At 58.1% G+C, this 16,367-nt stretch carries 12 protein-coding genes; 10 read left to right on the top strand and 2 right to left on the bottom strand.

The window, feature by feature from the left end:
• Nucleotides 1-218: 218 nt before the first annotated feature.
• Nucleotides 219-3,158: a TIM-barrel domain-containing protein gene (locus tag ABD796_RS05595; protein ID WP_344904069.1), complete on the top strand. Its 2,940-nt coding sequence runs from the start codon at nucleotides 219-221 to the stop codon at nucleotides 3,156-3,158.
• A gap of 596 nt (nucleotides 3,159-3,754) precedes the next feature.
• Here ABD796_RS05595 and ABD796_RS05590 read toward each other — a convergent pair.
• The gene (locus ABD796_RS05590) at nucleotides 3,755-4,576 is read right to left on the bottom strand and encodes a helix-turn-helix domain-containing protein (protein WP_344904066.1); all 822 of its coding nucleotides are present in this window, start codon (nucleotides 4,574-4,576) and stop codon (nucleotides 3,755-3,757) included.
• A gap of 129 nt (nucleotides 4,577-4,705) precedes the next feature.
• Here ABD796_RS05590 and ABD796_RS05585 point away from each other — a divergent pair, with 129 nt between their 5' ends.
• Nucleotides 4,706-6,325 carry an ABC transporter substrate-binding protein gene (locus ABD796_RS05585; RefSeq protein WP_344904063.1) on the top strand — a complete coding sequence of 540 codons (1,620 nt, stop codon included), beginning with the start codon at nucleotides 4,706-4,708 and terminating at the stop codon, nucleotides 6,323-6,325.
• Between the two features lie 178 nt (nucleotides 6,326-6,503).
• Entirely contained in the window at nucleotides 6,504-9,797 is a 3,294-nt protein-coding gene (locus ABD796_RS05580) for a carbohydrate binding domain-containing protein (protein ID WP_344904060.1), read from the top strand.
• Nucleotides 9,798-9,858: 61 nt separating this feature from the next.
• Here ABD796_RS05580 and ABD796_RS05575 read toward each other — a convergent pair whose 3' ends face one another.
• Nucleotides 9,859-10,230: a hypothetical protein gene (locus tag ABD796_RS05575; protein ID WP_344904056.1), complete on the bottom strand. Its 372-nt coding sequence runs from the start codon at nucleotides 10,228-10,230 to the stop codon at nucleotides 9,859-9,861.
• A 245-nt stretch (nucleotides 10,231-10,475) separates the two neighbouring features.
• Between ABD796_RS05575 and ABD796_RS05570 the strand changes: the two genes are divergently transcribed.
• The 7 genes from ABD796_RS05570 to ABD796_RS05545 all read left to right on the top strand — a co-directional run bounded on the left by ABD796_RS05570 (nucleotide 10,476) and on the right by ABD796_RS05545 (nucleotide 16,354).
• The gene (locus tag ABD796_RS05570) at nucleotides 10,476-12,263 is read left to right on the top strand and encodes a cache domain-containing sensor histidine kinase (protein WP_344904053.1); all 1,788 of its coding nucleotides are present in this window, start codon (nucleotides 10,476-10,478) and stop codon (nucleotides 12,261-12,263) included.
• On the top strand, nucleotides 12,241-13,746 hold the full coding sequence (locus ABD796_RS05565) for a response regulator (RefSeq protein ID WP_344904050.1): 1,506 nt from the start codon (nucleotides 12,241-12,243) through the stop codon (nucleotides 13,744-13,746). The genes ABD796_RS05570 and ABD796_RS05565 overlap by 23 nt, the downstream gene beginning before the upstream one ends.
• A gap of 28 nt (nucleotides 13,747-13,774) precedes the next feature.
• Complete coding sequence (locus ABD796_RS05560; protein WP_344904047.1) at nucleotides 13,775-14,032, top strand: hypothetical protein; 258 nt, start codon at nucleotides 13,775-13,777, stop codon at nucleotides 14,030-14,032.
• A complete protein-coding gene (locus tag ABD796_RS05555; RefSeq protein WP_344904044.1) occupies nucleotides 14,029-14,208 on the top strand; it encodes an FAD-dependent oxidoreductase in 180 nt (59 codons plus the stop codon). Before ABD796_RS05560 ends, ABD796_RS05555 begins: the two co-directional genes overlap by 4 nt.
• A gap of 53 nt (nucleotides 14,209-14,261) precedes the next feature.
• The gene (locus ABD796_RS35600) at nucleotides 14,262-14,432 is read left to right on the top strand and encodes a hypothetical protein (RefSeq protein WP_379121124.1); all 171 of its coding nucleotides are present in this window, start codon (nucleotides 14,262-14,264) and stop codon (nucleotides 14,430-14,432) included.
• Between the two features lie 117 nt (nucleotides 14,433-14,549).
• On the top strand, nucleotides 14,550-15,500 hold the full coding sequence (locus ABD796_RS05550; protein ID WP_379121121.1) for an ABC transporter permease: 951 nt from the start codon (nucleotides 14,550-14,552) through the stop codon (nucleotides 15,498-15,500).
• Nucleotides 15,494-16,354 carry a carbohydrate ABC transporter permease gene (locus tag ABD796_RS05545; protein WP_344904041.1) on the top strand — a complete coding sequence of 287 codons (861 nt, stop codon included), beginning with the start codon at nucleotides 15,494-15,496 and terminating at the stop codon, nucleotides 16,352-16,354. The genes ABD796_RS05550 and ABD796_RS05545 overlap by 7 nt, the downstream gene beginning before the upstream one ends.
• Nucleotides 16,355-16,367: the final 13 nt, after the last annotated feature.

Genomic DNA, 16,367 nt, shown 5'->3' with positions numbered 1-16,367 from the left:
CATTACCCCCGTCTGTTCGTATAGTACGATATTGGCTTAAAAATAGTATACGATGCAGGCCTTGCCGATGAAATGGAGTTTGATTGCAGTGCATGGTAATCTCATGAGAATGTCAACGAATTATGATATAATCTTAAAAAATTCACGTGTAAGGGGTACTTGCCTTGCTCAATGAACGGACTTGCGTTCAATTTCGAATGCCTGTGGGAACCTGCTATATGCGTATACAAGTGCTGGCTCCGGATATGTTTCGCATCAGAATGTGCGAACGGGACGATTTTCCCGAGACAGCGCTTGTCCGTTACGGCATCGTCCGGTTCCCGGCGCACGAAACACCCTGTACGATGACGGAAGACGACGATGCGGTTACGATCCGGACCGAAAAAATCGTCCTGCGGGCCGACCGCTCGAGCGGTCAAGTTACGATCTCTTATCCCCACCATAGGTTATCGATAAACCCGGTTTTTTCCGATACGACTAAAGAGCTTGGCGCTGAAATTACTCTCGCGCCGGATGAGCGGTTTTACGGGCTTGGCGACGAATCGCGGGAAACGATCATGAAACGGGGCCGTACTACCCGCATTCGCCCAACCAAGGAAAAGACTCGTTCCCCGGTTCCATTCGTTATGAGCAGTTTGGGCTGGGGGCTGTTTATTTGTACGACGCTCCAACATGATGTGGATCTCGGCTGCACGGACCCGGACAAGTTGAGCTTCATCTTGCCCGAATCTCAACTGGACTTTGTATGGTTTGCCGGTAACGGTTACCCGCAGTTGCTGGACCAGTACACAAGTTTGACGGGCCGCCCGACGCTGCTGCCGATCTGGGCGTACGGCTTGACTTTTATTTGCAATCAGCAGTCGAACGCGCGCGAGGCGATCGAGGACGTGCTGAAGTTTCGCCATGAAGGCATTCCATGCGATATGGTCGGCTTGGAATTGAATTGGATGGAAAAGCAGTACGATCGTTCGACTTCTAAAAATTGGCATCCGCAGCGTTTTTTCATTCCGAACTGGTCATCGAAAGGCCAGCATACCTTTATCGGAACACTGGAAGGCATGGGCTTCAAACTCAGTCTTTGGCTGTGCTGCGATTACGATCTTAGCGTATACGAGGAGCTTCGACTGCGCCAAGAACGGCTTCCGGAAACAGGGACGGAACAGGACGATGACGGAACGGGGGACGATGATAGGCTGGTTCAGGCGGAAGCCTGGTATGAGCATTTGAAGAAATTTGTCGACCAGGGCGTCAAATCGTTTAAGCTCAGCGAGAGCAACATCGGGCACCTTTACCCGGACAGACAGTGGGGCAACGGCATGATGACGCACGAGATGGAACTGCTGTACCCGGTGCTGCTTAGCAAACAGATGCATGACGGCTTTAGAGAGCAGACGGGTCTTCGTCCGATGATCTATTCGGCGGAGTCGTTTGTGGGCATTCAGCAGTATGCGGCATTGTTTAAGGGCGGCATCGATCAGCAGGGCGAACAACGGACGCTGATTGCCATTTTGAATGATAGTCTGTCCGGTTTGCATCACGTAGCGAACGAAATGAATATTCATTCCCCGGAGAGCATTCATTTCGGGTTCTTTCAATCCTGGTGCAAAGTAAACAGTTGGGCCTACTGGCGGCACCCTTGTTTGCTGGAAAGCCACTTGCGCGATATTTTCAAAAAGTACGCCAAATTGCGATACCGGCTCATTCCGTACATTTACTCGGCCGCCCATACGGCTGCGCTTACCGGGATGCCGATGATTCGGGCGATGCCGCTCGTCTATTCGCATGATCCCGACCTTGCCAACCACCTTACACAGTACATGTTCGGCGGCGATTTTCTCGTAGCCGCTTTCACCAACCGGGTGAATCTGCCTGCGGGGGAATGGATCGACTACTGGTCGGGACAGAGACATCGCGGATCGCAGGAGCTGGAATGCGATTTGCCGGAATATGTCGGAGGGCCGTTGTTCTTGCGTGCCGGGGCGATTGTGCCGATGTGGCCGGAAATGGATTACATCGGGCAAAAATCGGTTGCCCGCATGAGCCTGCACGTGTATCCGTACGGATTCAGTGAATATACGCTGTATGAAGACGACGGGACGTCATTCGGCTACTTGACGGGAGCCGTCGCCACCACCTCGTATACGTGCGATTCGAAGGAAGGCCAGACTGTCGTGCGGGTCGGACGGCGGGTCGGGCAGTACTCCGGGATGCCGGCCAAGCGCAGCTACGATCTATTCGTTTACACGAACAAGAAGCCTTCCCGGGTGACCGTAAACGAAGAAGAGTACAAGGAAGCGGGCAAGGCGAGAAAAGCGACGGCCTCTCTCCATTGGTTTTACGACCGGTTGTCCGGCTGCGTCCAGCTGCATATCGAGGAATCGGCTGCGGAGCGGGTACAAATTGAACTGACGCACGGTTCGGAGCCGAGCCGCGGCCGGACTGGCGCAATCCGGGGCAAATCGGATGCTCCCGCACGCAAAGAAACGGAGCGGACGTCCCATACAGCAGGCGAGAAAGAGCCGTCGCTCGGCTCCCATGGCGGCGAGAAGCATCTGGAGATCGGACTCGAGCGCGGAGACTGGGACAAAACCCGGAGCGCCCTTGAGCGGCTGCTGAAGGAGCGAACCGGGCAAGCTCGCGACGAGGATGACATTCACGCCTACTATTTGTACTTGAGCGGCTTGCTGGTTCGCTTCATGAAGAGCAAAGACTGGGCGATGAAGGATGTACTGGACGCCAACTACGAGCAGTTTTTGCGCCTGCAGACCATGACGTCGCGGGAAGAAAGCCGCCTGCTGCTGTTCCAGGCTGCGGAGCAAGTGACGGCGTACTCGCGTAATGCGCGTAATTCGTCTATGCATCCGCTTGTGCAGCGCTTGACGGGAATGGTCAACGAGGGGATGAAGGAGCAATTTTTCACGCTAAGCGATGCGGCCGAGCGGCTGCATGTGAATGCGTCGCATTTGAGCCGATTGTTTAAACAGGAGACGGGCGTATCCTTCTCCGATTATGTGCTGGAGAAGAAGATGACGTACGCGAAACAACTGATGCAGAGCGGGGGCAAAGTCGCCGAAGTCGCAGCCTCGACCGGATTTCGCGACACTGGCCATTTTATTCGGGTCTACCGCAAGTACTGGGGGCTACGCCGGGGGGATTGAACCTGTAACCATCTGCAGACGAGGAAAACTCCCTCTGTTTCCCGCTGTCCGGTCAAAAATGGACGGCTGGTTCAAAGGGAGTGTGCCGGAGCGTGTAATATCCTGCTAGTCCGGTTGTTATTCGCTTCCAAGGCACGGGACGGCGGCTGCCGATCGGACGGCATACGGCTCCTCATGCGTGGAGCGCATGTATGAATAAGCGCATTGCTCGACGTCTCGCCGCTTTCGAACCCGATAAACCGGTATTGTCCGTTTGGCTGCACGGAAACGGCTTGGAACGCGCACATCCGGTCGAGCAGTGCGGCGACATCGTGGTCGGGCGATTGCTCCAGCATATGAGCAAGAGCAGGCAACAACGGGCTGCTTCACGTACTGTGTCCGGAATGGAAATCAGTCCACCGGTACGGATTGCCCCCCCATACGCTATGGTTGCCCAGCCTCCAAGGCGAGTAGTCACTTCCAACAAGGATCCCCGCTTTCGTGGTCTGGTCCTTGTACAGCGTGAACGCGCTGTCCCCAATCGGATAGAAAGTCAGGACCGGTCTCATCTCCATTACGCTGGAGATAGGCTCATTATAGTCATGAATGCTGCTTTTTCATTTATTTTGCCGGTAAAGGGTCGGGGACATGCCGTACTTCGCGCGGAACACGCGGTGAAAATATGTGTAGCTGCCGAAGCCGGACGTCTCGGCGATTTTGTCCAGCGTCATGGCGGTAAATTTCATTCTGTCACAAGCGATCGACAGGCGTACCTCCATCGCATATTCCATAATCGTCTGATCGAACACCGATTTGAACAGATGCGACGCCCGGGACGGACTCAATCCCGCATGCTTGGCCACATCGTCGACGCGCATCGGCAGCGTTGCCCGCTCGGCGACGTAATGCTTCATCCGCTGGGCGATTTGAAGCAGCTCGTTTTCTTTGCCCGTCAAGCTTTCCGCAGCTACGCGGTCCAGAATAAGACAAAGCGCCCTGAGCAAGTAAGCGGTTGCATTGTCTCCGCTACCGATTTTCGTCATCCTATGCTCGAGAACGATCGACTGAAGGATCGAAAGCACGTTTTGATGAAGAGGAATGTTCACGACAACCGGCCGTTCGGTTTGCCTCCACCACTGCTCCAGCCATTCGCCTCCGCACGACAAATAGTAGCTGCCGCTAATCAGATGTCGCTTGCCCCGGCCGCCGGGATCGCCGTCGAACTCCACCTGGACGGTATCGCCCGGCTGCATAAAGCTCAAGTCTCCCGGCGCGGCGAGAAACCATTGTCCATTCACCCAAAGCCGGCATTGCCCTTCCACCTGCAGCCGGATATGATACCCTTTGCTGCGTCTTTTGTGGCTCCGAAACCGCTCGTAATGATAGGCGTAATCCGCGTACGTCACTCTGACCTGCGATCTTTGTCCGGTAGGAGGCAATCGTTTCACTCCAAGTCAGCAATTTTGTTCATGCCCATATTATATACTTCATGTTTTCGGAAAAACAGATGTGTTATTAATGGAGTTAAGTAATCGATTACAGTATTTCACACGAAGGGGAGAGCGACATTGAAGCACAACGAATTTGGGCGAACGACGGACGAGACGGGGATGCATAGAAAGCGTTTGCCGGCAAGACGGGAGAGCGGGGGGAGGAGCGCGAAGCGGGAGGAGAGGACGGAGCCGGAACGGGCCGCAGAAGCTGTAGACAGCGGAACGGTTGGAGAGGCGCCAGCAGAAGAAGGAGACGGAGCGGTTTCGGGCAAAGCCGGCGACAAGAAAGGGATGGAACAGAGCGGTCCCGCGGCAAAAACGGGCGCGGTCACGGCGGCGCGGCGTCGGGCAGGACGTTTCGCGGTCAAAGGGACGGCCGTGCTGGCGACGGCAAGCGTGCTGTTGGCATTAACCGCTTGTGGCGGTTCCACCTCGTCCTCCAAGGAGCCCCCTCAGACCGAAGCCGAGCAGAAGGACAAGGGCGGGAACGATCTGACCGCAATCGACAAACCGGTAGAATTGGCGTATTACGAGAACTCGTCGGGGTATACCCAGGAGATGTTCGATAAAGACGTCGGAAGCGTCGTGAAGAAGAAATTTCCGAATGTGACGTTCAAGCTGTACTCGCGGGAAAAAGGAACGATGCTGTCCGAGCTGATCGCGTCAGGCGTCAAACTGGACCTGATCAGCTCTTCCGCAGGAACGATCGCCGATCTGGCCGATACCGGACTTGGCGGAGACGTCAGCGACCTGATCGCCAAATACAAATACGACCTGTCGCAACTGGAGCCGAGCGCCGTGGAAATGCTGCGCAAAGCCGGCGACGGCAAGCTGTACGGGCTGCCGCTGAAAATTCCGGCTTCCGCGATCTTTTGCAACAAAGACATCTTCGATAAATTCGGCGTCCCCTACCCGAAGGACGGCATGACCTGGGACGAGCTTTACGATCTGGCCGTGAAGCTGACGCGCACCGACGGAGGCGTGCAGTATAAAGGCTTCCTCGCCTCCTTCAGCCACATCGCCAGCATGAACCAGCTGTCCCAGGAGTTCATCGACCCGAAGACCGGCAAGGCTGCGCTTAGCAACGACAATTGGAAAAAAGTATTCGACAACCTGATCCGCTTCTACCGCATCCCGGGCAACGAATTCGACAAAACGACGATCAGCACGCCGTCCACGCCTTTCTACAAAGACAAGACGGTGGCGATGTTCGCGTCCGTAGGCGGGCAATCGTACAGCGACCTGCTGCTGCAATTGAATTGGGACGTCGTCGGCTTGCCGGTTTACAAGGAGAAGCCGGGGGTAGGCTCCGGTCCGTACCCGGTGTTCCTGAACGTGGCGACCACGAGCACCCATCGCGACGAAGCGTTTAAGGTGCTGGCTTATTTGACCTCCAAAGAAGTGCAGCAGACGTACATCAACAACGGAATCGTGCCCGCGCTTAAAAAGAGCGCTTATAAGAACGAATTCGGCACGGCGAATCCGGCGCTTAAAGGCAAAAACGTTCAGGCGATCATCCCGGACAAGTTCGCCGAGCCGATTACGCTGACCAAATACCAGAATGCGTTGTCGAGCGCTCTGAACGCGGCATTTTCCGACGCCGCTTCGGGAGTGAAGGACGTGGCCAGCGCGCTGCGTGAAGCCGAAGAGAAAGCCAACAAGGCGATCGAAACCGCGAAGTCGGGCAGCAAGTAAACCGTTCTTGATCGGTCCGGCAGGTAAGAGCCGTTTAGTCCACCCGGAATCGTCGAAACGACTTGGGCCGCTCCCTTCGCCCTGCTTGGCTTTCCGTTTTTTTGTACGCATCATCGTCTCCGCTCACGTTTGACGACGCCAGCTTTGCCCGGAGCAAAGCGATCAGGAGGAGATTGTTATGATTCAGAAGAAACATGCATTCGCGATGCTGCTTGTCTGCTTGCTGCTGCTGCAAACGGTTTCGGCAGTGTACCCGAAGCGGGCTTTGGCCGATCCGCCTCCTGCCGGCAATCTGCTGGTCAACCCGGGCTTCGAGCAGCTGGTCGGGGGGCTTCCGGACGTCTGGTACATTCCGGTCGCCCAACGCGCGACGACAAAGGCCGCTGCCGCAGCCGCCTACAGCGGCTCGTATGGCATATCCATCGAGGCGGCGACGAGCGCGAACCCGTGGATTATGCAAAAGGTGCAGGTGCAGGAGGGCGCCGCCTACGAGGTGGCCGCCATGTTTAAGGCGGTTGGCGCCGTAACCGGCCAAGTCGGCATGAAGATCGAATATTACGCCGACATAGACGGGAAAACGAGCCTCGGCGGTTACCCGTTCAAAGCTCCGGCCGCTCATCTGGACGGCCAATGGCACATATACGCGGCCGAAACGGAAGCCCCTGCGGGAGCACGGTACATGTTCGCATACTATCGTTTGTACGGAACGGGAACCGTCTATCTGGACGACGCATCCGTCGTCAAGAAACGGGATAAGCCGGAGCTGACGCTGAAGCCCGACCGGCTGAACTATTATTCGGAGCAAACCGCCGGACACGCGCTGCTGGAGCTGCTCCCTGACGACGGCCTCTTCGCCGGAAGGACGGTCGACGTGCGCATCACGGACGCAGCCGGAGGCGCGCCGGTATTCTCGCGCAGCGGCTTGGCGGCGAGCGCGGCGATGGACGTCGTCTTCGATCCGTCCGTCATGACGACGGGCCGCCCTTACCGGATCGAGGCGGTGTTCAAGGAGGCGACGGGGACGATTCGTTCGCAGAAGGAGCAGACGCTCTACCGCTGGAACCGGCCATCGGCGATCCGGGCCGACCGGACGCTGACCGTAAACGGTGAGCCGTTCTTCCCGGTGATCGCTTACCACGCGGGGGTGGACGATTATCCGCTGCTCAACCAGCTCGGCGTCAATACGGTGCAGGGGCCTCGCACGTCGAATGCGGCGCAACTGCAAGCAACGCTGGATGCCGCCCAGGCGAACGGGCTGAAGGCAATGGTCGTTCTGTACTTCGACGCGGCCGACAAGCTCGGCACCATCCAGAGCATCGTCACGCAGTTCAAGTCGCATCCCGCGGTATTGACCTGGATGATCATGGATGAGCCGACGATTAACGGAATTTCGCAGGATGCGCTGCTGGACGTATACCGGCTCGTACGCTCGATCGACTCCGTTCACCCGGCCTACATCGTCGAATCGGATAAAGCGGCTTACGGGTCCAGCGCGCAAGCGACCGACGTGCTTACGACCGACGTTTATCCGTATGCGCTGCCGGCGCCGCAGATCGAACGGGTCGGAGACTGGATTCGCGAGGCTTATACGGCGACGGGGGGCGTTCAGCCGGTATGGACGCTGCTGCAGACTTACCGCCCGCTGACCGATCAGCCGACCGTGGGTCAAGTACGCAACATGGCTTACCAGTCACTGTTGGCTGGAGCGAAAGGAATCGGCTATTATTCGCTGCACGATCCGAACTGGGAGCTTCGGCAAACGGACCTGTGGCCGGGCTTGACCGCCTTCAGCGCGGAAATGAAGCTGATCTCCGATTTGACGTTGAAAGGAACGCGGGCCGATCTCTCCATTGGCGCCGATACGCAATGGGGTGTCTGGCATCTTGGCGCCGAGACGTATGCGGTCGCTTTGAACGTTAGGAAAGAAGAGCGGACGGTCGACATTCCGTTCGCAGCCAAAGGCAGTGTGGTGGAAAGGGTGTACGGCGGCGCGCATGACCGGTGGGGAACGTGGGGAAATGCGTTGACGGCGCGGCTCGGGCCGGAGGAGGCGCAAGTCTTCCGCATCACCTCGTTCAAAGCCGAAGCCGGCCGGGCGGTCGCGGAAAATGCCGCTGCTGCCGGGCTGCTCTCCGCCGCCGATTGGCAGACGCTGACGGGCTCGCTTGGCGCACGGCTTCAGACGCTCGTCCAGAAGCTGGATGCGGCACAGCCGGTAGAGCAGGCGGCGACCGACGACGCCGTAGCGGCCGTGACGCAGCTGGCGCAGATGCAAGCTTGGCTCGATTCGCAGACGGATGCGGCGCTCGGCGGCAAGAGAGCGCAGCTGAAGCAGGCGGTGGAGCGAATCGGAGGGATTGTCGCTCCGATCGCCGGCTCGACGATCCTGCTCGAAGCGTGGACCACGCCGGGGCAAGTCGCATCCGGAGATTCCTGGCTTCTGCATGTTCGCGTATCGAACGCGGGGAGCAAGATGGTGCAGAACGCCCGGCTCGATCTCCGTCTGCCGGCGGCGTTTCAGCAGCCCGACGTGCAGCGTACGATCGGCACGCTGACGGCGGGAACGGGCTCCAGTTACACCGAAACGTTCGCGGTTCCGGCTTCCGTAGCGGCCTCGGTTTATGAGATAGCGGCCGAGTTGAGCTATTCGTACGACGGCCAGCCGCTCGTCCGCAGCGGTGCCGCCCGGCTTGCGGTGCTGTCTCCGGTACAGGCGAAGCTGTCTCCCGGCTCGATCCAAGCGGGCGGCACCGGCAGCTACCCGTTCACCGTCAAGCTGAAAAACGTCTCCGCGCATCCTGTGACGGTCGGGCTGACCTACAGCCAAGCGGGACCGCTGGGCGTAACCCTTCCCGCAACCGTCAGTCTGGCGGTTTATGAGGAGAAGACGATACAAGGCAGCATTAATGTTCCGTCCTCCTTCGACGAGGGCATATACGGACTGACGATCGCGGTCTCGGCGGACGGTCTCGTGCGGCACTTGCTGCCGCTGCCGGTGAAGATCGACCGCAACCCGATCGTCAACCCTAGCTTCGAGCTTCTCAAGCCGGGCACGAGTCAACCGGAAGGCTGGAATCTGAACAGCAATACGTGGGACCGAAACGTAGCGCACAGCGGCCAGGCTTCCGTACGGATGAATCCGGACTCGGCCAACGCCAACAACACGATATTGACCAATTCGGCCAGCTTCGTACCGGTCGTACCGGGTAAAACGTATGCTTTGCGCGGATGGGTCAAGAACAACGCAACCGCAGGAGCCGTCTCCCTGGGCGTCAGACAATTGAAGGCCGGCAACGGCACGATCTCCTACACCTGGCAGGCGGCGGGACTCCATACCGATTGGGAGCAGGTCGAGCTGATCTTTACCGCCGCGCCGAACGCCGTCGCCATCGGCATTTACGGATCGATCAGCCAGACGGCTAACGATTACGCGTGGATCGACGATCTCGAGCTGCACGAAATCCAGCCATAGGCAAACGAATGACGTCTCTCTTTCCGCTTGTTTTCGCGGGTTGGGGAGGCGTCTTTTTCCGTTACCGGAACCAGGCTTTCGCTTCGGGACCGCTTACTCTCCAGATGACGAGGACCGGCAAAATCAGACCGAGCAAAAATCCGATGCTGGACCAGACGGCAAACTCCACGATCCGTAGAACGATCAGCACGCCGCACAACGCGATGGCCGCCTGGCGCCGGGCGGGATCGGGCTTGTTCAGCCGGGACGCCACGAAAGCGGCGGCAATGCCGAACACGATCATGGCGATGCAGATCGCGGTTTTGACGGCATCGGTGCTGCCAAGGGAGTAAATGCCGTTACCGACGTTCAGCAGCGCCGCAAGATAAAGCAATACTTGGGCGAACGTTACGGCAGGCGGTTTTTTGGTAAATGTTCCATGAGAATTGGGCATAAAGATCGCTCCTTCGTGGGCCATGTGTTTCTTACTGTTTCCATATTGCGGTATTTGAATTCTCCTCTCTATAATTTCAACTAAATTAAAACTTGATCGGAAAGACCGGCTGCATTACGTTGAAGGAAGAGAAAGCGCTTCCGATTTACCGGAATAGTCCGAAAAAACAGACTGGCGCAATTGCGCAAGGCATGCTACCCTCAAACTTATCTGCACGCGAACTTTACACGACGGAGGTGTGCTTCTTGAAAGACAAGCTCGGCTTCTTCGCCTTCTCATCGCTGAAAAACCGGCTGTTTCTCGTATTTTTGCTGCTTATTTTGCTCCCCTATTCGTTCCTTAACTTTCACAGCGTTTCCCAGATCGAAGAATCGTTCACCGAGCAGATCGTCCGCCAAAACACCGAACAGCTGGAGCAGCTCAAGCTGATCTTCGAGGATATGCGTTCCACGGCGTTCCGCATCGCCGTCCGCATGGAGATGGATCCGACCGTGGCCGGGCTGCTTGACGGCAGCGACGGTCTTGGCGAAGCGGACCGAATCAAGCGGATGGACGAACTGTGGAACGAACTCCGAAGCAAGACGCTTTCGTCCCCCTTCGTCTACTATTCGCTGCTCGACCGCAACGGCCGCCAGTACGCCTCTTATGTACCGAGGAAGCCGCTGAGCTACGAGGAACAGATGAACAGGCCGCAGCTGGCCGATCTGAAGAACGGCACCGAAGCTTACTTATGGGCGCCTTACGAGGAATCCGACGTGCGCGTGGAGGAAAGCAAAAGCTCCAGCCTGATCGTGCTGTATTCGGCGTACCGCGATAGCGCCGGCCAGCCGATCGGGCTGATCCGCATCGGCATCGACGTGCAGGCGTGGTTGTCCTCCATGGCCAGAAGCTTTCCCATTACCCAGGATTTCTACATGCTCGACGGCGACGGAACGATACTCGGCGGAACCGGCGATCTGACGGAGGTGCGTCTGCTGGCGACGTTGTCCGGCCTGCACGGGCAAGAGGAGAGCTTCCACCGTATCGAAGGGTTTTATTTATATAACGCCATGCCGCTGCCCGCGATGGGCTGGACGCTGGCCGGCCGGTTCCCGCTGGAGCTGTTCTTCGGCAATATCGCCGAGGTGAAGGAGCGGATGGTGACCAGCTTCCTGCTCTTCACGCTGTTGTTCGTCGTCATTACGTTTCTGATCCTTTCCACATTGACGCGTCCTCTGCGGCTGCTGCAGAAGAAAATGGCGGAGGTGGCCGACAAGCAGTTGATGACCCATTTGTTCACAGGCAATTACAAAGGGGAACTGCTCGCTCTGGCGCAAGCGTTCAACCAGATGGTAAGCGACCTGCAGGCGCTGATGCGCCGGCTTAAAGCGGAGGAACGGCAGAAGGAGGCGGTGCGCTTCCAAATGCTTCTGTCGCAGATGAACCCGCATTTCCTGCTCAATACGCTCAACATGGTGAAATGGAATGTGCTGAGCAAAGGAGACGAGGAGACGGCTGCCATCTGCGTGTCGCTCGGCAAGCTGCTGGAAACGGGCCTGAACGAGGAGGCCGACCTGATCCATCTTCAGGAGGAACGGGAGCTGACCGAGGCGTACGTGTCGATTCAGTCTTTCCGCTACGACCGTACGTTCGAGGTGCGCTGGGAATGCGACGAACGGCTCGCCTATGCGCTCGTTCCCAAGCTTAGCCTGCAGCCGCTCGTGGAGAACGCGATCTTCCACGGCTTGTCGCACAAAGACCGGGCGGGCATCATCTGGATTCGCGCCTATGCCGAGGCGGGCCGCTGCTTTCTGGAGGTCGAGGACAACGGCGTCGGCTGGAATCCGGCGGCCTCGCAGAACGCCGCCCGCAAGCGCAAAAGCATCGGGCTGAATAACGTCAGGGAACGGCTCGAGCTGCTGTTCAAGCAGGAGGCGAGGATGGACATCGAGCCGTTGTCCGAAGGGACGCGCGTACGGCTAAGCTTCCCTCTGCTCGTATCCGCGCCTTATTCCGAAGGAGGTGTCCGCGATGTGGAAAGTGCTGCTCGTTGAAGACGAAGTGTTTGTCAGACGATCGCTCCGGCAGCTTGTGAACTGGGAGGAGATGGGCTTCACGATAACGGCGGAGGCCGGCGACGGCCGGGAGGCGCTGGAGCGGATGAGGGAGCAGGCGCCCGATCTCGTGATCGCGGATATCATCATGCCGGAGATGGACGGAATCGAGCTGCTCAAGCAGACGCGGAGCGAAGGGCTGGACTGCCGCTTCGTCATGCTGACATGCATGAACGAATTCGAATATGCCCGTCAGGCGCTGGAATACGGCGCTTCCGGCTATTTGCTGAAGCTTTCGATGAACAAGCAGTCGCTCGGGGAGGCGCTGTCCAAGGTCGACCGGGAGCTTGCAGGAAGCTTGCGGATACGGTCGCAGCAGGTTTCGGAATCGTTCGTCCGGTTTTACGGGCAGATGTGGCAGGCTATACATGGAGGCGGGTCAGGAGAAGCCGCCACGGGGCAGGGGCCGGCAGCAGCCGCGATGTCGTTCGCAGACGCCGACGGGAAGCCGTATGCATCCGTCTGGGTCGGATCGTTCCTGCACGGGGAGGAGCCGTTTACGCTTGACGACTTCCGCAAGCTCGGCCTTGTCTCAACGGACAGCCGGACCGTCATGCATTTGTTTCCCCATTCCGGGCAAACGACGGTGTTCGTCTGGAATCCGGCATCCGGCCCCGTCGGGCGCAGGGCGAATGGGGCCGCGGCGCCTTGGGCGTTCGCGTGCTCGCCCGTTTCCGCCCCCCGGGACGTGCTGCGCGTCTGGAAAGAGACGCTGAGGGCGCTTGACCGGCACTGGTACGAGAGCGCCGTCGGAGGGGCTGCCGTGCCGGCATCCGGCGGGGCGGCAGCGGAGGAAGCGCCGTCCCTGGACTGGAAGACGGAACGGGAATGGATTCAAAGCTTCGAGCAGCGCCATATGGACGAATTCCGCAGCCGGTTTCGTTCCGGCTGGAGCGCGATCGGACGTCAGCGCCTGCCGATGGCCTTGGTCAAGGAGACTGCGGTCCGTATCGACCGGACGCTTGCCCGTATTGCCGGCCATGGCGGAGTACCGGCGGATTCGCTGCTGGGCTGCACGACCCACCGCGCCTTGGGCGAACGGCTTCTGGAACGGGCGGAACGGTATGCCGAGCGCTGGACGGCCGGCGCGCAGCCGGTGACGGGCCATCCGGAGATCGACAAGGCGCTTGCGTACATCCACCGCCATCTGCACGAGGACGTGACGCTCAGAGGACTGGCGGCCCTTGTGACGATGGACGAAGCTTATTTCAGCAGCCTGTTCAAGAAGAAAACCGGCGTTACGCTGATTCATTACGTGCAGCAGGCGCGGGTTGGCCAAGCGAAGAAGCTGCTGGAGGAAACCGTGCTGCCGGTGTCGGAGATCGGCGAGCGGGTCGGCTTTCCGAACACCAACTATTTTATTAAAATATTCAAGCGCTGGACGGAACGCACGCCCAACGAATACCGGCACGGCTCGAGCTGAACGGACGCCCCATGGATCGGTGCTCCGGATGGTCGAGCCGGTCTTGTTCGGCGTATGGATTGATCAGGTTAGCCAAGGGGTCGATCAGGTTGCGTTGCTCGGGTCGGTCGCGGCGCAAGTTTCGTCCGGGCTGCTGAAGATCAATCCGAACATATCCCCAAATTTGTTCTATCGGCACACAAAAAATGTTCCTTATGCGGTTGCGGCATGGGTGTTATCGTTATTACAAGAACATGCAAGCGATCATCCCACTACCGAACAGAAGCAGGAGGAACAGGCTTCATGACCAGGCAAGCTTACGAGGTGGCGCTATACGGAGCGGCGCCCGGTGGCGTCGGAGCGGCGATTACCGCAGCCCGGAGTGGCCGGCGGACCGTCCAGCTGGACCCGTCGGTCCATATCGCCGGCCTGATGACGAGAGCTCTTCCGTGCAGCTGGAAAAGGAGGCGCTTCGAGCGTTAGAGGTTTTGGATCGCAAACAAAGAAAGCGCTTACTGGATAACGGCTGACGCCTTATCGACGCCACGTATGAGGGCGACTTCGCCGCTGCCTCCGGCGTTCCGTACGATCTCGGCCGGGAATCCCGGAACGACTGGAACGAGGAATTTGCCGGCGGGCTGTACATGAATTTCAACGCCTCGAAGGAAGTGTTTACGGGCAGCATGCTAGCCAGGCAAGTTCTCTAGTCCCAGCGTCCGTAAGTGGTGGCCGAAGCTTAAATCTACGTGTTTTGCCCGTCAGATGCAAAACGACAATCTGTTTTCCGGGAAAGGAAGTGACATCCGATGCAGCCCGATCACACCATGGATGCGAAGCGCCCCGCTTCGCCGGCAGCCGGACCCAGGCTGCACAAACGGCTCAAAGGGCTATGGGCGTACAAAGAGTTTTACTTGATGCTGCTGCCCGGCGTCGTGTACTACCTGATCTACAAGTATGTACCGATGTATGGGGTCATTATCGCCTTCAAAGATTTCGACATGATGGAAGGCATTTTGCGCAGCCCTTGGGCGGACCCGTGGTTCAAATATTTTCAGCAATTTTACGAGTCTCCCTATTTCGCCCAACTGCTGACCAACACGTTCCTAATCAGCGTCTACAAGCTGCTGTTCGGCATGGTGCCGCCGATCATACTGGCGATTTTGCTGAACGAATGCCGGGTACGCTGGTTCAAATCGCTCATTCAGACGCTCAGCTATATGCCGCATTTTTTGTCCTGGGTCATCATCTACGGCATTTTGCTGATGTTCTTGTCGCAGGATTCGGGCGTCGTCAACCGTTGGCTTGTCGATGCCGGCTTCAAGGCGGTGCCGTTCCTGTCCTCGACCGAATGGTTCCGCAGCGTGCTGGTCGGCTCGGAAATCTGGCAAAATCTCGGCTGGGGCGCGATTATTTATTTGGCCGCCATCGCCGGCATCGACCCGACGCTTTACGAGGCGGGGCGCGTCGACGGGGCCAGCCGGCTGCGCATGGTATGGCATATTACGCTGCCAGGCATCCGGCACGTCATCGTCCTGCTGCTGATTTTGCGGCTCGGGCATATGCTGGACGCGGGATTCGAGCAAATCTACGTGTTGTATAACGTTCACGTCTATCCGGTTGCCGACATTCTTGACACCTGGGTGTTCCGGACCGGGCTTCAACAGTGGAATTACAGCCTCGCCTCCGCTGTCGGCCTGTTCAAATCGGCCATCGGGCTCATCCTCGTCTACTTGTCGAACCGTTTCGCGAAACGATGGGGGGAAAGCATATGGTGACCAACACGGGAGACAAATGGTTCGTGGCGGTCAGTTACCTTGTCCTGGCGATTGTAGGTCTCGCCGCCGTCGTCCCTTTGCTTTACGTATTCTCGGTGTCGCTGACCCCGTTCGCCGAAGTGCTGCGTCACGGCGGCTACGTGCTGATTCCGAAAGAGCTGACGTTCAGCGCCTACAAGAAGCTGCTCGGCACGTCGGCGATTCCGCGCTCGCTCGGCGTCACGGTCTACATTACGGTTATCGGTACGACGATCAACCTGATCCTGACCGCGCTGCTCGCTTATCCGCTCAGCCGCAGACAGCTTCCGGGCCGGCGCTACTTCATGCTCATGATCGTGTTCACCCTGCTGTTCAGCGGCGGCATCATTCCGACTTACCTGGTTGTCAAAGCGACTGGACTGATCGACAGCTTGTGGTCGCTCATTTTGCCAACAGCGGTTTCCAGCTTTAACGTGCTGATCATGAAAAGCTTTTTCGAGCAATTGCCCGAGGAGCTGTTCGAATCGGCGCGCATCGACGGAGCGAAGGAGTTCGGCATTTTGTTCCGGCTGACCGTGCCGTTGTCGCTGCCCGTTATGATTACGGTGGGCCTGTTCTACGCTGTCGGACATTGGAACTCGTTCTTCAGCGCCATCATGTACGTGACCGACCGGTCGCTGTTCCCGCTGCAGGTGGTCGTCCGCGAAATTTTGATGCTGTCCCAGCAGCCGCTGGAGAACGCGGAGGATCAGGTGCCCACGGTCACGATGCAGATGGCCGCGGTCGTCTTCGCCAGCTTGCCGGTGCTGGTCGTGTATCCGTTTTTGCAGAAGCATTTTACGAAGGGCATGCTGCTCGGCTCGATTAAGGGATAATCCGACAGAAAGA

It is taken from the genome of Paenibacillus hodogayensis (assembly GCF_039536325.1).
Lineage (GTDB): Bacteria > Bacillota > Bacilli > Paenibacillales > NBRC-103111 > Paenibacillus_AB > Paenibacillus_AB hodogayensis.
Note: the sequence above shows the minus strand (reverse complement) of the source record. Positions and strands in the feature narration are given on the sequence as shown.